The following is a 22,195-nucleotide window of genomic DNA, read 5'->3' on the forward strand; positions in this document are numbered from 1 at the left end:
CGTCCGGCGACACTCCGGCGTGCTCCAGCGCCTCCCACGCGGTCTCCATCACCAGGCGCTGCTGCGGATCCATCAACTCCGCCTCGCGCGGCGAGAGCCCGAAGAACTCCGCGTCGAAGTCGGCCACCCCGTCCAGGAAGCTGCCGTAAGGGATGGCGCGGCGTAACGCCGCCGCGTACGAAGGGCCGCGATCGGCGTAGTCGCGCCAGCGGTCGGCGGGCGCCGGTCCGCTGGCGTCCCGGCCCTCGCACAGCAGGTTCCAGTACTCGTCCACCGATCCGACGCCGCCGGGCAGGCGGCAGCCGATCCCGATCAGCGCGATCATCTCGGCCGGTCGATCCATCACACATCGCCTCCTCATATCCGCGCCCACACGGGCGACTCGAGAATCTCCACGACGGCGCCCGAGATCGTCACGCCTGGCCCGAAGCCGAACATGTCCGCCGCCTCCCGGGGCGGGCCGAACTCGATCGTCTATGCGGACGGCCGCTCAGCCAGGTCCGTCAGCGGCGTACTCCGTGGGGATGTCGAGGATCTGCAGGACGGCGCAGGCCAAGGTCTTGCCGGCACCCACCCCGATGAGCAGCACGTAGTCGCCGGGAGCCAGCGCCCCGCCGGCCAGCAGGTGGTCGAGGGCGACGAACTGGTCACTGACCCCGAGGTGTCCAATGCCGGCGCCATATTCCCAGGTGGTGTCGGCCAAGGTCAGCCCGAACCAGCTCACCCGCTCCTCCACGTTGTCCCGGCGCCCGTGAGGGAACGCCACGCGCGCCACCTCGTCGAGCGTGATCCCCGCCTCCTTCAGCGTGCGGTCGACCAGCACCATCAGCGTCGACTGGATCGCCAGCATGACGCCGGCACCGTCGCGGGCCAGCAGTCGCTTGCGGAACTCACGGTGGCGGGAGGCGAAGTCGAGCGGCCGGCTCACGGTCGCGTCCGGTGGGAACATCGGCACGCCGCCGTCGTTGACCGACTCGGCTTCCGGCAGCACGGTCACGTTGACCGACCGCAACTGCGCGAAGCCCGGGTCCGTGGTGAGCAGCAGCGCGCACCCGGCGTCGCCTACCACGTAGCCCTCCATCATGCGCCACCGGTCGACCAGCGGGCTGCCGTGGTTGTCGGCGCCGACCAGCAGCGCGGTGCCGCCGGGCCGCAGGTAGCCGGCGGTGAGCTGCAGCGCGCTGAACAGCCCGCAGCATCCGTGCCGCAACTCGACCGCCAGGACGTCGCCGCCGACCAGGTGCTGCTGCAGGTAGTACTGCGGCTGCCAGCCCTCCGGCCCCTGGTGCCAGACGTCGGCGTACAGCATGAGATCCAGGTCCCGCGGTGACATTCCGCCGGAGCGCTCGAACGCGTGCCGGGCCGCACGGAGCGCGAGCTCTGGAGCCGGTACGTCGCCGGCCACCGCCGCACCGCGCAGGCGGAAGTACTCCCTCTCGTCGGCCGGATAGCTGCCCTCGGCGACGGCCGTCTCGATGCTGACCACCGGCGGCAGATGGACGCCGATACTGCGCAGGTAGATGTCGGGTGTACGCATCCGTCCTCCTTCGGTGCGGCATGCCGCGGCACGTGGCGGGGTGGAACGAATAACCCTCTGCTTGGGAAAAACGAGTCTGCTGGAAGAGCTGTCGGGTTGCCGATCACAGGCAGGCGATACGTACGGCGGGCCTCACAACCCTGAACTTGACAGATGTGTCCGGGGGGCGATCAGCGCCGATGCTAATCGAATGGATCATCCATGACTAGTGGTGTCATTCTTCGGACGGACCATGCATAATCTTCACCGCCGATGATCACCGGTGTACCGGCTCCCGCCCATGCCTCAAGCCGGAAAGCAGCTCACCCATGTCTCAGAACCAGGCTCTGGCCACCGGTCAGAAGCACACCGGCCGGCTCATCCTCGTGCTCGCGGCCCTCACCGCGGTCGCTCCGCTGGCCATCGACATGTACGTGCCCGGCTTCCCCGGCATGACCAGATCCTTCGGCACCCCAGCCTCCTCGGTCCAGCTGTCCCTGACGGCCTTTCTCGTCGGGCTCGCCGCGGGGCAGCTCCTCCTGGGCCCGGTCAGCGACGCGGTGGGCCGCCGCCGCGTCCTGCTGGCCGGCGCCGCGCTGTTCACGGTGCTGTCGCTGGCCTGCGCCGTCTCCCCCAGCATCGAGATCTTCGACGCGGCGCGGCTGTTACAGGGGGTCGCCGGGGCGGCGGGCATGGTGGTCGCCCGGGCCGTGCTCACCGACCGCTTCCACGGCACCCCGGAGGCGGGTCGCCACTTCGCGACCCTGTCCGCGATCGTGTTCATGGCCCCGGTGGCCGCGCCGCTGCTCGGCGGGGCCATCCTCGGCGTCGGCTCCTGGCGCCTTGTCTTCACCGCGCTGGCGGGCTTCGGCGTCCTGCTGATCGCGGGGCTCCTCGCCTGGGTGCCGGAGAGCCTGCCCGCCGACCGCAGGCAAGCGGGCGGGGTGACCGGCGTGGTCAAGGCCATCGCGATGCTCGCCGGGCGGCACGCCCTCGTGGGGTACGTGCTCGCCTCGTCCTTCACCGGGGCCGCGCTCTTCACCTACATCGCCGGCTCGACGTTCGTCTTCCAGGACGTCTACGGCCTCTCGGCCACGCGGTACAGCCTCGTCTTCGCCGCCAACGCCCTCGGCATGCTGGCCTCCAGCGTCCTCTTCGGCCGCCTGTCCGCCCGCGTCCGAGTGGACACCCTGTTCGCCGCGGGACTGGCCGTGGCCGGCGCCGGTACGGTGGCCCTGGTCGCGTCGCTGGTCACGACCGGCGGTTCCTTCGCCGCCACCTGGGCCTGCCTGTTCGTCACCGTCGCCGGCCTCGGCACGGCGCTGCCCGCCACCACGACCATCGTCCAGTCACTCGGCCACGACGCTCCCGGAGCGGCCTCCGGCCTGCTCGGCGGCAGCCAGTTCATCCTCGGCGCGGCCGCCTCACCCCTGTCGGGTCTCCTCGGCGACGGCACGGTCTCCATGGCCGTCATCATGCTGGCCGCCTTCGGCCTCGCCGCGCTGTCCCTCATCCCGGTGCGCAGGGCTCGGGGACGTGCGGCGGGGGCCGGGCAGACTCCCGGACCACGAGCCGGCACCCCCGGCGGATGATGCCGGACGCGTGGTTCCCGCCAGGGCCGCGCAGTGAGTCTGCTCGCGACGCTGAACCGGGCCAGGAAGGACACATCTGGCCGGCCGCCCGAGGTGTCCGCCCGGAAAGAGGTCCGACGTGAGCCGCTCGGCCGACTACCCCGCCGACGAACGTTAGCCGGCGGGAACCTTTCGCGATATCCCCTATTGCGGTCGCATCAGGTCGAGGTCCTCGCCCCATGCGTCCAGGACCGCGCCGTGCCCGGCGCGCCGGGCCGCTGCCTCGACATGGGCGAAGATGCGCCGTTGCAGGGGCACGTCGCCCGTTCTTGAAATGCGGTGCGCGGCGTCCAGCAACATGCCTGTGTCCCAATCGGGCAGCGGGTATCGGGCGAGTTCCCATTCCAGGTACTTGTTGTAGGGGCGGGGGCGACGGTCCATTGCGAAAAGCAGCTCCAGCAGAAAGCGGATGCTGTCGGCCGCGTCGAGGCGGGCCGCGAGTGAATGTCCGTCACGGTCGTTCTTGACGGATCGGTAGAGAGAGTTGGCATAGGCGTCGAGCCATTCGCCGGAGTCCCGGAATGCTTCGTCGGCGTCGAGCCGTGCCTTGGCGGCCAGGATCTGAGCGATGCCTCCGTCGAGCCGGTCGAGCACGATCCGGGAGCGGGCGAGGGCGTAGCGCTCGAAGCCGGGCATTCCGGCCGTGCGGAAGTCGGCGAGGGAGATGATGACGAGGTCGAGCTCGGGGGTGCGGTGGCCCGTGAACCAGGTGAGATCCGTTGTCGCGCCGTCGGCGAGGACGACGTACAGGTCATAGTCCGAGTGCTCGGTGATCATTTCGTCATGGGCGCGGGAGCCCTTGAGGACGAGTCCGACGACGGCCGGGTCGGCGGCGGCGAGTTCAACGAACGAGTGGTAGGTGAGGGGCTGCTGAATGGGCATCGTGTGATCTCCGCTCGTCCGTCGCCTCGGCCGGGGCGCTGAGCTGCGTATGGGTGGCTGATCGGCTACGTCGCCGGTACTCGGTGGGTGTAAGCCCGACCAGCGTCCGGAAACGGCGGGCGAAGTAGGTCGGATCGTCCCAGCCGACGGCGGCGCCGACCCGGGCGGCCGGCAGAGTCGAGTGTGCCAGTAATGTGGCGGCGCGCTCGGCCCGCAGCCGGGCCAGGAAGCCCAGCGGCGTCAACCCGGCGTACTGTCTGAACAGCCGGCCGAGGTAGGCGGGATCCAGGTTGACCGCTTGGGCGAGGTCGTCCAGCCGCCACGGATGGGCAGGCGCGGCCTCGAGCCGGGCGATGGTGGCGGCGACCGCGGGGTGGATGGCGGACTCGAGCGTCGGCTGTTCAGTGTCGCGGCCGTCGGCCAGGACGCCGAGCACGGTGACCAGCCGGCCCAGCACGCGGCCCGGCCGGCGCTGATCGGCTCCGAGGTCCCGTTCGAGCAGGCCGATCTCCACGATGGCCTCCTCGGCGGCGGCCGGATCGACGGTCGTGACCGCCACGCCGTGGGTGCCGGATGCCGCCGGATCGGTCCACAACATCCGGCGCAGCATCGGGATGTCGTACAGCGCCGCCAGTTCGGCTCGTAGCGCCTGGGCGGACAGGCAGCAGTTGGCGACGGTCAGGTCGGTGCAGTCCCGGAATCCGTGCCAGGCACCGGGGCGGAGCACGATGACTTCACCGCGCCGCAGCGGGCGCTCGCCCTGGCTGGTCACATGCCGGCCGTGACCGGTTCCGATCACCGCGATCTCGAGGAAGTCGTGCGCGTGCGGCTCGATGTCGGGGTTCAGATGGTGGACACCTGCCAAGACCGGGCCCCCGGCGAACAAGGCGTGCTCGTGCAGCGTGGCAGGCATGTCGGGATCGTACGACTCTTTGCCGGGATCGGCCTAGCCCGTCGCGGCACACCACGACGATGCTGGGTGGTATCCCAACGGCAAGAACCTTGGAGGTCAGTGATGACGACGACCACGACCGGGCAGTCCCGCAGCGATGTCGGTGCCGACGGCCGGGTACGGGAGGAGCTTGTGGCGGCGTACCGCGAACACGGTTTCGTCCGAGTGCGAGGCGTTCTCGAGCCGGACCAGGTCGAGCGCTTCCGGGCCAGCGCCGAGGCGTTCCTGGAGGCGCATCGCGCGGAGAGTCTGGAGAAGCAAGGCGTCTTCAGCCAGCTGGTCAACGTCTGGCAACGCGACCAGACGCTGCGGGAGCTCACGTTCGACCCGCGGCTCGGCCGGATCGCCGAACAGCTCGCCGGCTTCTCGCTGCGGCTCTGGCACGACCAGATGCTGGTCAAGGAGCCGCACAACAATGCCGCCACGCAGTTCCACCAGGATCGTCCGTACTGGCCGCACGCAGGCGACCGGCTCCCGCTGTCGGCGTGGATAGCGCTGGTCGACGTTCCGCCGGAGCGGGGGTGCATGACGTTCCTGCCCGGCACCCAGGATCGCACCGGCCTGCGCCCGCAGGACCTCCACCACGAGGAAGACCTGTTCGAGCTGGACCCGTCTCTGCGCTGGATCCCCCGGGTCACCGTGCCTCTCCGCGCCGGCGACTGCACCTTCCACAGCGGCTACACCGGGCACATGGCGCTGCCCAACCGCACCGACCAGGCCCGGCTCGCGCACGTCACCATCTACATGGACGAGGCGACCCGCTACAGCGGGACGGAGCACATCGTGACCGATCCTCTCGGACTCGCCGCGGGCGACCGGTTGGACGGCGACACCTTCCCCCGCCCCTGGGCCTGACCCCGCTCGAAGGCCACCGCGACCTCATCCAACTTCCAGGGCGTTCACGGCGGGATCGGCAGCGCAGTTGGGACTGGGCGGTCCTCGCACCTTGGTTTCGTCGTAACTCATCGGTTTCTGTCTGGCCAGCCATAAGCAGATTTATTGGCCGCTGGCGGGTTCTGCCCCCTACTGTGTCGCCGTGAAAACAACGCTGATCACAGGTGGAGCGAGTGGCATCGGGTTGGCGCTCGCCAAGCGGCTGGTCGCCGACGGGCAGGCGGTCGCCGTCACCGGCCGCGACGAGGCCAGGCTCGCCCAGGTGCCTGGCGTGTTACGGCTGCCTGGGGACGCCACCGACTACGACGCCGTACAGGATGCCGTGGTGGCGACTGTCAAGGAGTACGGCAGGCTCGATCACGTTGTCGCCAACGCCGGCTTCTCCACCCACGGCCCGCTCACCGAGACCGCCCCGGACCGGCTGCGCGACATGGTCCTCACCAACGTGCTCGGCCCCGCCCTGCTCGTGAAGGCCGCGTTGCCCGCGCTGCGCGAGACCCGCGGCCGGATCGTGCTGGTCGGCAGCGTCGCCGGGTTCGTCCACTCGCCAGGCAACATGTACTCGGTGACGAAGTGGGCGGTGACCGCGCTCGCCGAGAACACCCGCATGCTCGTGACCGGCGACGGCGTCGGCGTGACGCTGATCGCGCCCGGCCGTGTGGACACCTCGTTCTGGCCGGACGGCCGCCCCGCCGGGCCACTGCTCAGCGCGGAGAACATCGCCGACGCCATCGCCTGGGCGCTGGCCCAGCCCGCAGGCGTGGACGTGAACACGGTCGTCGTGCGCCCCACCGGCCAGCCCACCTGATGCCCGCCTTCTACTCCCGCTTCTCCGGCGGCAGCGTCGGCAGGCTGGCCGGACTGAGCGACGGCGTGTTCGCCATCGCCATGACACTGCTGGTCCTGCGCCGAAACTGCTCACCTACTTCATGAGCTTCCTGACTCTCGGTATCTTCTGGTTGGGGCAGCAGACGCAGCTCAACCAGTTCGAGCGGGCCAACCGGCATCTGACGTGGATCCACCTCGCGTTCCTGGCCGCGGTCTCGCTCATGCCGTTCTCCACGGCACTGCTCGGCGAGTACATCGACTACCGGCTCGCGCTGGCCATCTACTGGCTGAACCTGCTGCTGCTCGGTGCGATGCTGCTGGCCAGCGTCACGTACGGGCACCGGGCCGGGCTGCTGAAGGCGGACGTGGACCACGAAATACGCCTGGCGCACCGACGCCGGATCGTCATCTACCAGGCACTGTACGCGGTCGCCGTGGCACTGTCGGCGATCAACACGTATGTCAGCATCGTACTGATCGTCCTGCTCCAGCTGAACTCTGCGGTCGCGCCCAGGATCTGGCGGCTCAGCAGCTTCTAGGTATGGATCTTCACACGGATCCGGCGGCCGTGATGCGGTACCCCACTCCGGGCGTGGTGGTGATGGCCTGGGGCTCACCGAGTTTGCGGCGGAGGCGGCCGATGGTGACCGTGACGGTGTTGGTCAGGGGGTTGGCGTGCTCGTCCCACACCTGTTCGAGCAGGTCCTCGGCGCTGAGAAAAGCGGGGGCGGCGCGGAGAAGGGCTTCGAGCAGGGCGAACTCCTTGACCGACAGATCCAGGGGACGGCCGTCGCGGGTGGCGATGCGGCGCAGCGGGTCGAGCTCGATCCCCGCCGCGCGCAGCGTGCGGGGCCGGGCGGAGGGCTGGCGGCGGGCCAGGGAGCGGATGCGCAGCACCAGCTCGGGGAAGTGGAAAGGCTTGGCCAGGTAGTCGTCGGCTCCCAGGGTCAGACCTGTGACCCGGTCGACGGGCGAGTCGGCGGCGGTCAGCATCAGGACCATGACGCGGTCGTCGCGTTCAATGATCATCTGGCAGAGCGTGTCGCCGTGGATGCCCGGCAGGTCACGGTCGAGGACGACCACGTCGTAGGCGTTGAGGTCGAGCTTGGCGGCGGCCTCCAGGCCGTCGTAGGCCACGTCCACCGCCATGCCCTGATCGCTCAGCCCTTCGACCAGTACGTCGGCCAGGGTGCGGGCGTCCTCCACCACGAGCACCCTCACGCCGGAACCCCCGCCGGCACGGCCGCCAAGGGCAGTGAGATGGCGGCCCGGAGGCCTCCTTCTGGCCGGGCCCGCAGGTCGAGGGTGCCGCCGTGCGCCGCGGCGATGGCCGCGACGATCGACAGGCCGAGCCCGGAGCCGCTGCCGGAGTGGGTGCGGTCGGCGCCGAGCCGCTGGAAGGGCTGGGCCAATCGATCAACCTGCTCCTGGTCGAGGATGCGCCCGCCGGTCTCGACGACGAGCTGAGCCGTCGCGTCGTCAGTGGTGGTGGCGAGGCGGATCCAGCCGCCGTCTTGGTTGTGGGTGACGGCGTTGTCGATCAGGTTGTCGATCATGCGGGTGAGGAGCGTCCTGTTTCCCTGCGTCCACCCGCTGTCGTCCGCGCCCGAGGAGTCGCCCGAGGAGTCGACGGTGAGCCTCTTGGCGGTGATGTCGGCGGACCGGGCGTCCAAGGCCGCGGTCGCCAGGCGGCCCAGCGAGAGCGTCGTACGGTCGGACAGGGAACCGTGCTGGGCGCGCGCGAGCATGAGGAGACCTTCGAGCAGCCGGTCGACCTGGTCGAGCTCGGTGCGGAGCCGGTCGGCCAGCGCGGCGGTCTGCGCCGGTACGGGCTCTGGCTTGGCCAAGGCCACGTCCAGGTACGCGCGCATGGTGGCCAGTGGAGTGCGGAGCTCGTGGGAGGCGTTGGCCACGAACCGGCGCTGCGCGGCGAAGGAGCTCTCCAGTCGTTCCAGCAGCTCGTCGATGGTGTCGGCGAGATTCTTCACCTCGTCGTCCGGGCCCTGTACGGCCAGCCGCTCGTTGAGGTTGTCGGCGGTGATCCGGCGGGTCGCCGTCGTGATCACCGACAGCGGGCGCAGCACCCGGCCCGCGATGACCCGGCCCAGCATGATCGACACCACGCCCATGACCACGAGTGCCACCGCCGAGCCGATCAGAAGCTGGCGCGACTGCGCCGCGTGGGTGTCCGACAGCCGAGCCTGCAGCCATGCGATGCGATCGGCGTCGGCAAGCGTGACCGGCTCGGCCGACGGACCCGTGGATCGGCTGACCATCGTCCCGCCGAGGCCCACGAGGTTGGTGATGACCAGCAGTCCGACGCCGGAGAGCAGGAACATGGCACCGTACAAGACGGTGAAGCGCAGTCGTGCGGTGTTCTCCGGGCGTCGCCACGTTCTCATGCACACCAGGATGCCGCGCCGGCCCTAACAGCGATGTGACAGCCCCTGTTCGGCCCGTGTTAGGGCCTGATCCGTACAACCGGTCGCATGCAGGCAACCATCGAAGTCAACGGGCTGCGCAAACGGTTCGGCCAGACCCTGGCGCTGGACGGCATGTCGTTCACCGTACGACCCGGCCACGTCACCGGTTTCGTCGGCCCGAACGGGGCGGGCAAGTCCACCACGATGCGGGTGATCCTCGGATTGGACACGGCCGACGAGGGCCACGCGCTGATCGGCGGGCGAGCGTACAGGAGCCTGCGCACCCCGCTGCGCCACGTCGGCGCGCTGCTGGACGCGGGGGCGCTGCAGCCGAGCCGCACCGCCCGCAACCACCTGCTGTGGCTGGCCCACTCGCAAGGACTGGGCGCGCGGCGGGTCGACGAGGTGCTCGAGCAGGTCGGGATGCAGTCAGCGGCCCGGCGCAGGGCGGGTGGCTTCTCGCTGGGCATGCGGCAGCGGCTCGGCATCGCCGCCGCGCTGCTCGGGGACCCTCCGGTGCTCATGCTGGATGAGCCGGTCAACGGCCTGGATCCCGAGGGCATCGTGTGGATGCGCGGCCTGCTGCGGTCGCTGGCCGGCGAGGGGCGTGCCGTGCTGGTGTCCAGCCACCTGATGAGCGAGCTGGAGGACACCGCCGACCATCTCGTGGTGGTGGGCAAGGGCCGCGTCATCGCCGACACCAGCGTGGCGGATCTGATCACGACCGCCTCCCGTGGCCGGGTCACGCTGCGGACGCCGGCGCGCTCCGCGGCGATGTCGGTGCTGGGCCACGCCGGCGCCACCACGGCCGTGACCGATCGCGACGTGCTCGTCGTCTCAGGGCTGCCGTCCGAGCGCGTGGTGGCCGTACTCAACGCGAACGCGGTGCCGTTCTCCGAGGTGACAGGTCTCCGGGTGACGCTGGAGCAGGCCTACATGGACCTCACCAGCGATGCGGTCGAATACCGGGGAACGGCACGATGAGCGCCGTCTTGCACCGGGCCGTGCTCGAGGACTTCGGGCGGCTGCTGCGCGCCGAGTGGACCAAGTTCAGGACGGTACGCGGCTGGGTGGTCGCCATGGCCGCGGCGGCGCTGGTCACCGTATTGCTCGGGCTGCTCTCCGCGTCCGGCAACCACGCCTCGTGCGGCTATGGTCCCGTCGAGGTCGCCTGCCCGCCGTCTTCGGTGGGGCCGGACGGCGAAGCGGTGATCGACAAGTTCTACTTCGTCCACCGGCCGCTGGCCGGGGACGGCAGCATCACCGTCCGCCTCACCTCCATGACCGGCCAGATCCGTAAACCCGACGTCACCGCTGGGGTGCGGAACGTGGTTCCCGGGCTCGTACCGTGGGCCAAGGCCGGAGTCATGATCAAGGAGAGCACCAAGCAGGGCTCCCCCTATGCGGCGGTGATGGCGACCGGCGAGCACGGGGTGCGGATGCAGCACAACTTCACGCACGACGTGGCCGGCCGTCCGGGCGGCGTCTCCAAGCAGGCACCGCGCTGGCTGCGGCTGACCCGCTCCGGCGACACCCTCACCGGGTACGAGTCCGCCGACGGCACGAACTGGACCCGGATCGGCACCGCGACTCTGGCCGGACTGCCGCGGACAGTCCAGGCCGGAATGTTCGCGGCCTCCCCCGGCGACCTGACGGTCACGCAGGGAGATCTCGGCGGCTCCGTCGCCGCGGTGCGCTTCACCGAAGCCACCGGCGAATTCGACCAGGTCAAGGTGGAGGGCAACGCGTCCGGCGCCTGGCGCGACGACGACATCGGCGTCGACCTCGCGCCCGACGGGTCGCCCCACCACCCTGGCCGCGCCGGCCAGTCCGGCGGCACCTTCTCCGTAACCGGCGTCGGCGACATCGCGCCGGACATGGAGGGCCAGACCGCCGAACGTCCTCTCAGCGGCGTGCTGACCGGGCTCATCCTGGTGATCGTGGTGGCGGTCATGTTCGTCACCGCCGAGTACCGGCACGGCCTGATCCGCACCAGCCTGCTGGCCGGCCCGAGCCGCGGCCGGATGCTGGTGGCCAAGGCCCTCGCGCTCGGCCTGGTCACCTTCGCCGCCGCCCTGCCCGCCACCACGATCACGTTCACGATCGGGGGGCAGATCCTACGCGCCAACGGCAACTCCATCCTCCCCGTGTCCCTGCTCACCCAGGCGCGCATCGTGGTCGGCATGGCGGCGCTGCTCGCGCTGGCCGCCGTCCTCGCCCTCGCCCTCGGCGCGCTGCTGCGGCGCAGCGTCGCGGCGGTCATCACCGCCGTCGTGGCGATCGTGGTCCCGCACGTCGTCGCGACCACCTCGATCCTGCCCGACAGCGCAGCGCAGTGGCTGCTGCGCGTCACCCCGGCGGCCGGTTTCGCCATCCAGCAGAGCATCCCCGAGTACCCGCACGTGCTCCAGCACTACGCGCCCATCGCCGGGTTCTATCCGCTGCCGCCGTGGGCCGGCCTCGCCGTGCTCGCCGGCTATGCCGCGCTCGCCCTCGGCCTGGCCGCCTTCCAACTCCGGAGAGGCGCATGAAACCTCATCACCCGCACATCCGCGGGAGGCGCGCATGAGAACGCACCTGCATGCCGAGTGGACGAAACTCCGCACCCTGGCAGGCACCGGCTGGCTGCTGCTCACGATCGTCGTGCTGACCGTCGCCGCCGGCGCCGCCGCCTCCGCCGTCGTCTCCTGCGCCTCGGAAGGCTGCGGCTACGACCCCGCCAAGATCAGCCTCTTCGGGGTCCAGGTGAGTCAGGCAGTCGTCGCCATCCTGGCCCTACTGGCGATCACCGGCGAACACAGCACCGGCATGATCCGCATGACCCTGACGGCCATGCCGAACCGGACCAAGGTGCTGGCCGCCAAGGCGATCATCCTGGTCGGCCTGATCCTGATCGCCGGGAGCGTCGCCGTGCTCGCCTCCACGCTGGCCGCGCGGCCCATCCTGCTCGACAACGGCTTCCCCGCCGACCCGCTCATCCTCACCAGCGGCCCCATGCTGCGCGCCACCTTCGGCTCCGTCCTCTACCTGGCGCTCATCGCCCTGCTCAGCCTGGGGATCGCCACCGCCGTACGAGACTCCGCCACCGCCATCGGGGTCGTACTGGGCCTGCTCTACCTCTTCCCCGCTCTCATCCTCATGATCAACGATGCCCACTGGCAGCGGCTGCTCTGGCAGATCTCCCCCATGAACGCCGGACTCGCCATCCAAACCACCACCAACCTCGCCAGCCTGCCCCTCACCCCATGGGCGGGCCTGGGCGTGCCGGCCGCCTGGGCCGCAGCGGCGATGCTGGGTGGCGGGCTGCTGCTGAGGGCCCGCGACGCATAGCCGAGGCCGCCTGGATTCACTAAAGATGTAAGCCCGTACATCGATCGATGTACGGGCCATTTCGCCCCGCGGGACGATCAAGGCCGATGTTCGCGCCAGCAGGCTGGAAAGCGTGAGCAGACGTATTGACGCCCTCGACGTGCTGCGTGGCGTCGCCATCATGGGCACGCTCGGCACGAACATCTGGATCTTCACCGCGCCGGGCGGCCCCCTGGAGTTCCTGCGGCTCGGCGGCGACGCCGGCGCGGTGGAGACGTTCCTGCGCTTCCTTTCCAACGGCAAGTTCCTCGGCCTGCTGACCCTGCTCTTCGGCGTCGGCCTCGAGCTGCAGCACCGCAGCGCGCTCCGCAAGGGCCTGGCCTGGCCTGGCAGATATCTCTGGCGTGCGACGCTGCTCTTCGTCGAAGGCGCCCTGCACTTCGTCCTGGTCTTCGAGTTCGACGTGCTGATGGGCTACGCGATCACCTCCGTGATCGTCGCGTACCTCGTCGGCAGGAGCCGGCGAGCGGTCACCGCCTGGATGGTCGCCGCCGGGACGCTGCACGTCGCCATGGTGGCTCTGACCACCGCGGCCCTGATGACGGGGCAGGGTGGCGGCGGCACTCTCCTCTACTCCCAGCTCGGCTGGCTCGACCAGGTGGCGCTCCGCCTCCAGAACGTCGTCCTCTTCCGCTTCGAGCTGGTCTTCATCATCCCCATGGGGATCGTCCTGTTCCTCCTCGGCGCCCGCCTGCTGCGCGCGGGCGTCTTCGAGGAACACGGCGCGGGCCTGCGCAGGAAGCTGATCGTCTTCGGCCTCGGTCTCGGCGTGCCCCTCAACCTGGCCGCCTCCTTCGCGGGTCCGTCCTGGTTCGCCGTCGACCGCTACGTCCTGGCGCCGGTGGTCGCGCTGGGCCTGCTCGGGCTGATCACCTCGATCGTGCTCGGCATGCGCGGCGCGCCAGGCCTGCTCCGCCGCGGGATCACGGGCGTCGGGCGCACGGCGCTGTCCTGCTACGTCTTCCAGAACCTGGCGGCCGGCGTCCTCTGCTACGGCTGGGGCCTGGGGCTGGCCGACCGGCTCGACGGGCTCCGTCCCTGGTGGGTGCCGGTGGCGTGGGCCGGGATCTGCCTGCTGTTCATGGCGCTGTCCTCGCTGTGGCTGCGCAGGTTCAGCCGCGGGCCGCTGGAGCTGGCCTGGCAATGGGCCTACCAGGCGCCGTTGCCGGCCCGTCAGACATGAGCACGTGCACGATGACCGAGCCCGTACGCTGGTCGCGGGAGGGACGGCGAATTCATGCGGTACCGGCGGGCGGTGGAGCGGCTGCGGCAGCTCGCCCAGGCGTGCGAGCAGACCCGGCGCGTGCCGGCGGACGAGCCGTTCCTGCGCGAGGCCCACGTGTTCGGCGACGTACTCGATGGAGCCGACCCGATCGATCATCTCGAGATCGTCCTGGTGCTGAACCTTCCGCCGGAGGAGGTGAGCTGGGGCACCCATCCGCCGGGCACCGCGTGGCTGGTCGACTTCCTGCGGCTGGACAAGGGCGGGGTCGCCTACTGGTGGCGCTCCCACCAGGACCCGGTGTCGAACCATCGCATCCATGACCCGGTCCGGTTCTGGTCCCTCGACGGCCCGGACAAGGACGTGCTCGACGCGCTCGCCGAGCGCCGCTTCGACCTGCTGCGCGGGGTGACGCCCCAGCCTCAGGAGGAGCGCACCGAAGTCGCCGGGGAGCTGCAGGCGGCGCTCGACCATCTGCGTGCCGTACGCGACTCGTACTGGGACCGGCAGTGGCGCAGGCGGCATCGCAGCCTGAGCCGGTATCCCGAGCATCACTTGTGGGAGGCGGTCCAGGGCTACCTGGATCTGCTCGACGCCCGCGACGAGTGATCGACCGAGCCTCCAGCGTCCCTGAGGGATGCCTCAGGGACCGTTCAGGGAACTCCCCGACGCCCACGCACGCCCGGATGGCTCAGACTTGGGCGTCATGGGGATGAAGAGAGTGGGCATGATCGCGGGGCTTCTCGGGCTCGCGGCGCTGTTATCCGGGTGCGGCCTCGCAGGTCCACTCGATCAGGAGACCGCGTCCTACGACGTGGCCGACAAGGTGGCGGGAGTGCGGGTGGAAGCCGACTCCGGCACCATCGAGGTGGTCGAGTCGGACCGCCAGGGCATCCACGTGACCGAGCAGCTCAGCTGGCGCAAGACCAAGCCGGAGACCAGCCACAAGGTGCAGGGCGACACGCTGACGCTGGCCTTCAAGTGCGCCAATACCTGGGGGTTGGGCAGCGGCTCCGCGTCCTGTGAGGTCGATTACAAGGTGGAGGTGCCCAAGGGGCTCCGCGTCAATGTCAGCTCCGACTCCGGGGACCTGACGCTGAAGGGACTGTCCGGCGAGCTCAACGCCCGCACCGACTCCGGAGCGATCGAGGCAGACGATCTGGCGGCCACGCGGGTCGCGGCGGAGACCGACTCGGGCGACGTCGACCTGACCTTCGGCGGTCAGCCCGACAAGGTCGTGACCTCTTCGGATTCCGGCAATATCTCGATCCACGTGCCGCAGGGGCCGTACAACGTCGTCGCCAAGACCGACTCGGGCAACAAGCACATCACGGCGGCCGCCGACCCCTCGGTGGCCCGGCAGATCGAGCTGACCACCGACTCCGGCGATCTGGAGGTCGTCACCCCATGAGGGCGCGTGGCACGGTGAAGTTCTGGAAGGCGGACAAGGGCTGGGGGGCGATCTCCTCGCCCGAGCTCCCGCCGGGGCGTGACGCGTGGGCGCACTTCAGCGACATCGTGGCGGAGGGATACCGGTCGCTGGAGACGGGCGACGAGGTCGAGTTCGACATCGTCGAGCGGTCGCAGGACAGCTTCGACCACGTGGCGGAGAACATCCGCAAACTCTGAGCCGACCGGCCGAAAGTACCGTCGCGGAACTGCGCTTTCGGCCGATACCGGCGCCGGCGCGGGCCCCGCAGGATGGGGGCTCATGGCACATGAATCTCCCTCCGAGGCCGCTGGTAGGCCGCGGATCGCCGCACTCGACGTCGTGCGCGGCTTCGCGCTGTGCGGGATACTGCTGGCCAACGTCCAGCCGATCGCCAACGCCGGTGAAATCGTCCTGGAACATCCCGTGGAGACGACCGGGACGATGTGGTTAGGGCTGCTCGTCCATCAGCGGTTCTTCGCGATCTTCTCGCTGCTGTTCGGCATCGGGTTCTCACTCCTCCTCGACTCCGCCGCCGGACGTACCCCCAGCCCGCGGCTGCTCCTGCTGCGCCGGCTCCTGGTGCTGCTCGGGATGGGGCTGATCCATATGTTCGCGCTGTGGCGGGGCGACATCCTCACCATCTACGCCGTCGTCGGCCTGGTGGTGCTGCTGCCCTCGACCTGGCTGCCCCGGTGGGCCGTGACCGGTCTCGCCGCCGTGTTCATCGCCGTGGCGGCTGCCTTCGGCGGCTTCACCGCGCTGGTCCCCGGGCTCTTCCTGGCGGGCTCGGCGCTGACGCGGTACGGAGTGATCGACCGGATGGAGCGGTCTTCCCCTGTCCTGCTCACAGTGCTCTTCGGGGCCGTGGCCGTGCCTGTCCTGTGGCTGCAGGCCCACGGCCACGACGAGGTGTTCGCCGTGGCCGGACTGCTGGTCGCCGGCTTTTACGTGTGCGGCCTGCTGGTCCTGCTCAGGACGCCGCTCCGGCCCGCGTTGCAGGTCGTCTTCGCCCCGCTGGGCCGCATGGCGCTGACCAACTACCTGAGCGCCACGATCCTCGTCCTGCTGATCTCCCAGGCCGTGGACGGCCCGCCGGACAGCTGGCCGTTGACCACCGTGTTCGCGATCGCCGGCGCCATCCTCGCGAGCCAGTGGCTGCTGTCCACGCTCTGGCTGCGCCGATACCGCTACGGCCCCATGGAGTGGCTCTGGCGCTGGGCCACCTGGCTGCGCCGCCCGGCGATGCAGCGGATCGGGGCCGGCACGCGTTCAATAGGGCATGAACCGTGAGACAGTCGCTCGCGCGCCCGCGCCGCCCGGGGTCGAGGCGGTGCTGCGTGGCCGCCAGGGCGGCGCCGGCGCGGACGGCGGCCGAGCCGGTGGACTCGGCGACAAGGCCTCCCCCACCCTTCACCTGCAGGAGGGGATGTTCTGGTTCCAGACGGGACGAGTCACCCAGGTGCTCGTCAATCTGGCCGCCGTCGGCCGATGAGTTTCGCCGCCGGCGGGAGTCATACCGTCGACGGCGAAACGACTGGAGGTTGCCATGACGACCACTCACACCCTCGCGATCCCGGGCGGACGCCTGCGTTACGAGGTGCGCGGCTCAGGCCCGGTGCTGCTGGTCACGGGGTCGCCGATGGCCGCGGCGGACTTCGCGCCGCTGGCCGACGCGATGGCGAGCGACTACACGGTGGTCACGCACGACCCGCGGGGCATCTCGGGCAGCGTGCTCGAGGACCCCACGCAGGACTCCACCCCGGAGCTGCGGGCCGACGACCTGGCCCTCCTCCTGGACACCCTGGGCGCCGAGTCCGCAGATGTGTTCGGCAGCAGCGGCGGCGCGGTGACCGGGCTGGCGCTGGTGGCCCGCCATCCCCAGCGGGTGCGTACGCTCGTCGCGCACGAGCCGCCCTCGCTGGAGCTGCTCCCGGACGCCGCCGAGCAGCGCGCCGCGACCGATGACATCATCGCGACCTACCACCGGGACGGCATCTGGGCGGCCTTCGCCAAGTTCATGGCCAACGCCGGGTTCGACCAGGGCGGCGAGGGCGCCCCGGCCGGGCCTCACGCGGAGCCGACGGAACAGATGCTTGCCGACATGAGTCGTTTCCTCGCCCACGAGCTACGCGGCACCACCCGCTACGTGCCTGACATCGCCGCGCTGAAGGCCGGCCCGGCCCGCGTCGTGGTGGGCATCGGCGACGAGTCGCACGGGCTGGTCACGTACCGGACCTCCATGGCACTGGCCGAGCTGCTCGGCACGGCGCCCACGGAGTTCCCCGGCGACCACGGCGGCTTCATCGGGAAGACCGGGGAGTTCGCCGAGGTGCTGCGCAAGGTGCTCAGCGGCTGAGATCGGCGGAAGAGAGCCGGGGCCTCACATGTTGACCTGAGAAGTCTTCGAGGAGGGGCATATGAGCAAGCGAGCGCTGGTGCTGGGCGGCGGCGGGGTCGCCGGGATCGCATGGATGACGGGCGTCCTGGCGGCGCTGGCCGACGGCGGCGTGGACGTCACAGGGGCCGACCGCGTCGTCGGCACGTCGGCGGGCTCCGCGGTGGCCGCCCAGGTCACCAGCGGCGTGCCGCTCTCCAAGCTGCTCGAGCGGCAGATCGACCCCGCGCTGCAGACGCTCGAGCTGCCCAGCGGGGTACCGCTCGAGGAGCTGTGGCCCAAGCTCCAGGAGATCTACGAGAGCACGCCCGACCCGGCCGAGGCGCGGCGGAAGATCGGCGCGCTGGCGCTCGGCGCCACCACGATCAGCGAGGCCAGGCGGCGGGAGGTGATCGAGGCCCGGCTTCCGGTGCACGAGTGGCCGGATCGCGATCTGGTGATCGTGGCGGTGGAGGCGGCCGGCGGCGAGCCCAGGCTGTTCGGTCCCGAGTCCGGGGTGGGGCTGGTGGACGCGGTGGCGGCCAGCTGCGCGGTGCCCGGCGTATGGCCGTGCGCGACCATCGACGGGGTCCGGTACATGGACGGCGGCGTGCGTACGTCCACCAACGCCGACCTCGCGGCCGGGTTCGACCGGGTGCTGGTGCTGGCTCCGATGCCCGACATGGGCGAGCCGGCCTGGGCCAAGCTGGACGGCGAGGTCGAGGTCATCGAGCCGGACGAGGACTCGCGCGCCGGGTTCGGCATCGACCCACTCGACCCGGAGGTCCGCACACCCAGCGCCAAGGCCGGTTACGCCCAGGGCCGCGCCGCCGTCTCCCGCGTCGCGACCCTCTGGGAGTGAGCTAAGCCCCTTGAACCTCCCGTTGCAGGAGGGCTGATGCTCAACGCAGCCTGATCGTTTTCGAGGCGCCCTCCTGATCGGCCGGCCCGCGGAACGTGAACGCGGAACCGGCCCAGGTCACGGTCAGCTCGTCCAGGTCGCACCGCAGGTCGGCCACGGTGAGCGTGGCCGTGCCATCGGGGCGCTCGCGAACGAGGACGGCGCACGGGGCGGAGGCGCTCAGCCCGCCGACGGCTCCGGCGTTCCAGAAGCAGGCCGCCGTGATCCCCAGCGAGGGCACCTGTACGGCCTGCACCCGGGCGGTGTTGGCGAGCACCCGCAGCCAGCCCGGGTCGGCCGCCCGGGCACGGGTCTCCTCCTGCGTCGCGCCCGGGAGGAGCACATAGAGGTAGCCGGCCGAGCGGGGATCGACGCCGTGGTCCAGCCAGAGCGTCACGTAGTCGCGGGCCACGCCGCCGCCCGTGCGGCGCTCGCGCAGCGTCCGCAGGGGCTGGGACATGACGTAGCCGCCGTGGCCTTCCAGGTGAGCCCAGCCCTCTCGAACCGTCAAAGGAGCGCTGGTCCTGCGGTTGTCCACGACTGTCTCGACGGTCATGCCGTCCTTCGCGGTGATGCCCGCGCCCAGGCACACGATCGCGTCGTCCAGGAAGAACCAGGACTTGAACGCCTCCAGAGTGCTCTCCAGGCCGCTCATGTGCTGGCCGACGGCCGCGTACGTACCGTCGGTGGCGCCGCCCACCCAGCGCCAGGGAGTGCACGTGTCGCCCCACGCCTCCCCCGCGCCGTCGGCCAGTCGCCGGGCCGAGACGGTGGTGCCCGGCAGCCGGTAGGGGTCCACGGTCGTCCAGAAGTCGTCGGAGTACTGGTCACCGTGGCCCTCGGCCCACCAGTAGAGCATCCCGGAGCCGGTGTGCCAGCCGCGCAGGTTCTCGCCGTTGCCGTGCTCGTAGTGGCCGATCCTGGATGAGGCCATGCTGAGCGCCGCGCACCAGCCCGGCCTGCGGTGCACGGCCCTGGCACTCATCGGCAGCAGCCGGTGCCCGACCGGCTCGGCCGCCGCGGGCACGGCGTCGTCGTCCATGATCGCCGCCAGCCGGGCGTGGAAGGCGGGCTCGGGATGCTCCAACATCGGCCGGTACGTGTCGCGTGCGGCCCAGCCCTTGACCATGGCGTGCCAGCGGGCCCGCTCGGCGGCCGAGGCGCTCTCCCCCAGCAGCAGGACCGCCGCGGCGATCTCCCGCCCCTTCTCGTGGTCGCCGAACGGCCTCCTGCCGACTCCCCTGCCGCGGACCAGGTCCATGCAGGCGCCGTCCAGGACGAAGGGGGCGAACGACCTCTCGACCATGTCGAACACGTTCTGGTCGGAGACCTCCCACGGCGAGCCCCTGAGCACCGCGAAGAGCGTCGCCAGCCCCGACAGCAGCGTCACCCCGTAGGCCCCCTGGTAGGGCACGTACGTGTGCTGGATGAACGACCCGTCCCGGTAGAACCCGTCGCCGTCACGGACGAGCCGGAACACCGGCGCGAGCGCGGAGACCGCCAGCGCGGCCTTGCCGTAGTCGGAGCCGAGCATGGCCCGCAGCAGCATCACCACGCACAGGTCCACGCGGTTGGCCCCGGTGCTGGTGCCGCTGTAGCGGCCGAGCCGGCGCTCCGGGACGAAGTGATCGACCGCGTCCCGCAGCGCCGCGCTCCGCGGCTCGGGCAGATCGACCAGCACGGCCGTGTCGAGCAGCGCCTTGGGCACGCCGATCTGCCAGTGCCACCAGTTGCCCGCCGGGTCGGCGCCCGCCGCGTACACGTGTCGCCGGTAGTGGTCCACGCCTGCCACGACGGCCGCCGCCAGACCGGGATCGCCGGCCAGGCCGGTGCCCTCCAGCACGTACGCGTGCGCCATGTCGCGCAGCCGCCGCGGCGTCGCCACGAAGGAGGGGAACGGCTGGTCGGGCCAGAGCGAGGTGCGGGCGGGCGCCATGGTGTCGCGATAGCGGGCGGCCTTCCTGCCCAGCTCGGCCAGCCAGGTCCGGTACGGCTCCACCGCCGGGTCGTACCCCGACCCGGCGGTCACCTCTCGCCAGCGGCGGCGTAATCGCACGAAGGAGTCGTCGGGCGTCTGGGCCGCCTCCGCGGGCACCAGCGCGCCGAGCGCCCCCACCGCGGCCACGCCGCCGACCTGGAGGAACGAGCGCCTGGTTGGTCGCTGCACGCCTCGATTATTACGGTGTTCGGCGCAGGCCGGTGAACCAGTCGAGCACCCGCGGCAGCGAGCGGAACGCCGAGGTCGTGTGATCGACGTTCCCGACGTACGTGAGGGACGCCTCGACGCCGCTCACCCGCAGGTCGGCAGGCAGTGGCGGGAGTTTGCGACGGTCGCTCCCCAGCCTGCGCACCACCCACCGCTCGGTAGGGTCCGCCCTACCGTCAGAGGGGGAGTACGGACCCGAACCGCTTGATGGTCCTGATGATCGGCGCGGTCTCGATGTGCCCGATCGCGGGCAGCGCACCCAGGCTCTCGGTCAGGTAGCGGTAGAACGCCGCGTCGTCGTCGCACACGACGGTGGCGAACAGGTTGGACGGGCCCGTCGTCGCGCCCACGAACGCGACCTCCGGATGCCCGGCCATCGCCTGCCCGGTCTTGTCCAGTTCGGCCGGCGGCACCGACATCCAGAGCTGCGCCTCCACCCGCTTGCCCAGCAGCGCGGGCAGCGCGTCGAGGTGGAAGAAGATCGCCCCCGCCGCGCAGAGCTGCTCCATGCGGCGTCTGACCGTCGACTCCGACCAGCCTGTCACCGCCGCCAGGTCCGCGTAGCCCGTACGGCCGTCCCGCGACAGCGCCTCCAGCAGTGCGTCATCGCCGGGACCCAGCGTGATCGGCTCGTCCCCGCCATGACCGGTGAACACGCGCCCGGCCTCCAGGGCCGCCACCTGCTCGGGCGACAGTGCGGCCGGCCCCACCCAGCCGACCCGGCCGCCGACGAACATGTGCAGCCTCCTGTGCGCCGTGACCGACAGCACGCGGTCCGTCCGCGCCAGCCTGCCCAGCAGCAGCGACTGGCGCTCCTTCGCCGTGCGCTGGATCGCGCTGCAAGAGATCTCGGTGCCGCCGGACAGCAGCTGCACCCAGAACGTGTCAGAGCGCCGTCCGAGCGCCTCGGCGATCGAGACCGCCGCGTCAGGCGTGCACTGCAGCCTCAGCACCCATGACTCGTAGCCGAGCCGATGCCCGTCCACGGCGCCGACCACCCGTGCCATGCCGCTGGAGCGCAGCCGCCGGTAGCGGCGGGCCACCCGCTGGTCGGACACGCCGAGCACCTCGCCGATGCGGCTGAACGAGGCCCGCCCGTCCACCTCCAACGCGTGCAGCAGCCCCCGGTCCACCTCGTCCAGCTCGATGTTTTCCACCGTTACAGGCTATCTCGCGTGAAAAAGCGCCAAGATCTACGCTTCTGCTGGCGAATACCCGCAGACATGGCCGACCGTAGTCGCCATGACCCAGACCTCCGAGTCGACGAGGACCAACTGGTGGCCCCTGGTGGCCGCCTGTCTCGGCGCCTTCATGCTCCTCGTGGACGTGACCATCGTCATGGTCGCCCTGCCCGAGATCACCACCGATCTCCGCATGACGTTCACTGACATTCAGTGGCTGCTGGACGGCTACGCGCTGGCTCTGGCCACCCTGCTGCTCGCCGCCGGCTCCTTCGCCGACCACGCCGGGAGGCGCAGGGTTTACCTGGGAGCGCTGGCCGTGTTCGCGCTGGCCTCCCTGGCCTGCGGCCTGGCGCCCACCGGCGGCGTGCTGCTTGCGGCCCG

The 22,195-nt window shown here is 70.7% G+C and carries 26 protein-coding genes; 17 read left to right on the plus strand and 9 right to left on the minus strand.

The annotated features are described in order from the left end of the window. Positions 1-343: beta-ketoacyl synthase N-terminal-like domain-containing protein (locus tag AB0J09_RS26270; RefSeq protein WP_360696278.1), on the minus strand; the 343-nt coding region annotated here is incomplete at its 3' end. Positions 344-490: 147 nt separating this feature from the next. Continuing rightward, complete coding sequence (locus tag AB0J09_RS26275) at positions 491-1,537, minus strand: ketoacyl-ACP synthase III family protein (protein WP_360696281.1); 1,047 nt, start codon at positions 1,535-1,537, stop codon at positions 491-493. 308 nt (positions 1,538-1,845) lie between these two features. Here AB0J09_RS26275 and AB0J09_RS26280 point away from each other — a divergent pair, with 308 nt between their 5' ends. Then, a complete protein-coding gene (locus AB0J09_RS26280) occupies positions 1,846-3,108 on the plus strand; it encodes a multidrug effflux MFS transporter (protein ID WP_360696284.1) in 1,263 nt (420 codons plus the stop codon). A gap of 183 nt (positions 3,109-3,291) precedes the next feature. On the opposite strand, the gene AB0J09_RS26285 is transcribed toward AB0J09_RS26280, so the two are convergent. Both AB0J09_RS26285 and AB0J09_RS26290 read right to left on the minus strand, forming a co-directional pair. Next, positions 3,292-4,029: a hypothetical protein gene (locus tag AB0J09_RS26285; RefSeq protein WP_360696287.1), complete on the minus strand. Its 738-nt coding sequence runs from the start codon at positions 4,027-4,029 to the stop codon at positions 3,292-3,294. Further along, entirely contained in the window at positions 3,989-4,942 is a 954-nt protein-coding gene (locus AB0J09_RS26290) for an AraC family transcriptional regulator (protein ID WP_360696290.1), read from the minus strand. The genes AB0J09_RS26285 and AB0J09_RS26290 overlap by 41 nt, the downstream gene beginning before the upstream one ends. Positions 4,943-5,044: 102 nt before the next feature. On the opposite strand from AB0J09_RS26290, the gene AB0J09_RS26295 reads away from it, so the two are divergent. From AB0J09_RS26295 to AB0J09_RS26310, 4 genes are all read left to right on the plus strand, one after another. Beyond that, complete coding sequence (locus tag AB0J09_RS26295) at positions 5,045-5,836, plus strand: phytanoyl-CoA dioxygenase family protein (RefSeq protein ID WP_360696293.1); 792 nt, start codon at positions 5,045-5,047, stop codon at positions 5,834-5,836. 181 nt (positions 5,837-6,017) lie between these two features. Continuing rightward, entirely contained in the window at positions 6,018-6,683 is a 666-nt protein-coding gene (locus AB0J09_RS26300; RefSeq protein WP_360696295.1) for an SDR family NAD(P)-dependent oxidoreductase, read from the plus strand. Further along, on the plus strand, positions 6,683-6,808 hold the full coding sequence (locus AB0J09_RS26305; RefSeq protein WP_360696298.1) for a TMEM175 family protein: 126 nt from the start codon (positions 6,683-6,685) through the stop codon (positions 6,806-6,808). Before AB0J09_RS26300 ends, AB0J09_RS26305 begins: the two co-directional genes overlap by 1 nt. Further along, a complete protein-coding gene (locus AB0J09_RS26310; protein ID WP_360696301.1) occupies positions 6,805-7,242 on the plus strand; it encodes a TMEM175 family protein in 438 nt (145 codons plus the stop codon). The genes AB0J09_RS26305 and AB0J09_RS26310 overlap by 4 nt, the downstream gene beginning before the upstream one ends. Before the next feature lie 10 nt (positions 7,243-7,252). On the opposite strand, the gene AB0J09_RS26315 is transcribed toward AB0J09_RS26310, so the two are convergent. Next, positions 7,253-7,924, minus strand: a complete 672-nt coding sequence (locus AB0J09_RS26315; RefSeq protein ID WP_360696304.1) for a response regulator transcription factor — start codon at positions 7,922-7,924, stop codon at positions 7,253-7,255. Further along, complete coding sequence (locus tag AB0J09_RS26320) at positions 7,921-9,105, minus strand: HAMP domain-containing sensor histidine kinase (RefSeq protein ID WP_360696307.1); 1,185 nt, start codon at positions 9,103-9,105, stop codon at positions 7,921-7,923. Before AB0J09_RS26320 ends, AB0J09_RS26315 begins: the two co-directional genes overlap by 4 nt. Before the next feature lie 87 nt (positions 9,106-9,192). Between AB0J09_RS26320 and AB0J09_RS26325 the strand changes: the two genes are divergently transcribed. From AB0J09_RS26325 to AB0J09_RS26375, 11 genes are all read left to right on the plus strand, one after another. After that, positions 9,193-10,110: an ATP-binding cassette domain-containing protein gene (locus AB0J09_RS26325; RefSeq protein ID WP_360696310.1), complete on the plus strand. Its 918-nt coding sequence runs from the start codon at positions 9,193-9,195 to the stop codon at positions 10,108-10,110. Further along, a complete protein-coding gene (locus AB0J09_RS26330; RefSeq protein ID WP_360696313.1) occupies positions 10,107-11,657 on the plus strand; it encodes a hypothetical protein in 1,551 nt (516 codons plus the stop codon). Before AB0J09_RS26325 ends, AB0J09_RS26330 begins: the two co-directional genes overlap by 4 nt. A 34-nt stretch (positions 11,658-11,691) precedes the next feature. Beyond that, positions 11,692-12,456 (plus strand): ABC transporter permease, encoded by a 765-nt coding sequence (locus AB0J09_RS26335; protein WP_360696316.1) that lies wholly within the window; start codon positions 11,692-11,694, stop codon positions 12,454-12,456. 112 nt (positions 12,457-12,568) lie between these two features. Next, complete coding sequence (locus AB0J09_RS26340) at positions 12,569-13,678, plus strand: DUF418 domain-containing protein (protein WP_360696318.1); 1,110 nt, start codon at positions 12,569-12,571, stop codon at positions 13,676-13,678. Positions 13,679-13,732: 54 nt separating this feature from the next. Further along, positions 13,733-14,326, plus strand: coding sequence for a hypothetical protein (locus AB0J09_RS26345; protein ID WP_360696321.1), 594 nt, complete (start codon positions 13,733-13,735; stop codon positions 14,324-14,326). A gap of 97 nt (positions 14,327-14,423) precedes the next feature. Then, a complete protein-coding gene (locus AB0J09_RS26350) occupies positions 14,424-15,128 on the plus strand; it encodes a DUF4097 family beta strand repeat-containing protein (RefSeq protein ID WP_360696324.1) in 705 nt (234 codons plus the stop codon). Beyond that, the gene (locus AB0J09_RS26355) at positions 15,125-15,346 is read left to right on the plus strand and encodes a cold shock domain-containing protein (RefSeq protein ID WP_360696327.1); all 222 of its coding nucleotides are present in this window, start codon (positions 15,125-15,127) and stop codon (positions 15,344-15,346) included. Before AB0J09_RS26350 ends, AB0J09_RS26355 begins: the two co-directional genes overlap by 4 nt. Positions 15,347-15,428: 82 nt before the next feature. Next, positions 15,429-16,439 (plus strand): DUF418 domain-containing protein, encoded by a 1,011-nt coding sequence (locus tag AB0J09_RS26360; protein WP_360696330.1) that lies wholly within the window; start codon positions 15,429-15,431, stop codon positions 16,437-16,439. Beyond that, positions 16,429-16,641 (plus strand): hypothetical protein, encoded by a 213-nt coding sequence (locus AB0J09_RS26365; protein WP_360696333.1) that lies wholly within the window; start codon positions 16,429-16,431, stop codon positions 16,639-16,641. The genes AB0J09_RS26360 and AB0J09_RS26365 overlap by 11 nt, the downstream gene beginning before the upstream one ends. Positions 16,642-16,695: 54 nt before the next feature. Further along, a complete protein-coding gene (locus tag AB0J09_RS26370) occupies positions 16,696-17,505 on the plus strand; it encodes an alpha/beta hydrolase (RefSeq protein WP_360696337.1) in 810 nt (269 codons plus the stop codon). Positions 17,506-17,566: 61 nt separating this feature from the next. After that, positions 17,567-18,385, plus strand: coding sequence for a patatin-like phospholipase family protein (locus AB0J09_RS26375; RefSeq protein ID WP_360696340.1), 819 nt, complete (start codon positions 17,567-17,569; stop codon positions 18,383-18,385). Positions 18,386-18,425: 40 nt separating this feature from the next. Here AB0J09_RS26375 and AB0J09_RS26380 read toward each other — a convergent pair whose 3' ends face one another. Genes AB0J09_RS26380 through AB0J09_RS26390 form a run of 3 tightly spaced genes read right to left on the minus strand, consistent with a single transcriptional unit; the run spans position 18,426 to position 21,787 of the window. Beyond that, a complete protein-coding gene (locus AB0J09_RS26380) occupies positions 18,426-20,591 on the minus strand; it encodes a polysaccharide lyase 8 family protein (RefSeq protein WP_360696343.1) in 2,166 nt (721 codons plus the stop codon). Between the two features lie 10 nt (positions 20,592-20,601). Then, complete coding sequence (locus tag AB0J09_RS26385; RefSeq protein WP_360696346.1) at positions 20,602-20,778, minus strand: hypothetical protein; 177 nt, start codon at positions 20,776-20,778, stop codon at positions 20,602-20,604. A 28-nt stretch (positions 20,779-20,806) separates the two neighbouring features. Further along, a complete protein-coding gene (locus tag AB0J09_RS26390) occupies positions 20,807-21,787 on the minus strand; it encodes an AsnC family transcriptional regulator (protein ID WP_360696349.1) in 981 nt (326 codons plus the stop codon). A gap of 85 nt (positions 21,788-21,872) precedes the next feature. Between AB0J09_RS26390 and AB0J09_RS26395 the strand changes: the two genes are divergently transcribed. Next, positions 21,873-22,195: MFS transporter (locus tag AB0J09_RS26395; protein WP_360696352.1), on the plus strand; the 323-nt coding region annotated here is incomplete at its 3' end.

Origin of the sequence: Nonomuraea sp. NPDC049784 (assembly GCF_040659615.1) — a bacterium.
GTDB lineage: Bacteria > Actinomycetota > Actinomycetes > Streptosporangiales > Streptosporangiaceae > Nonomuraea.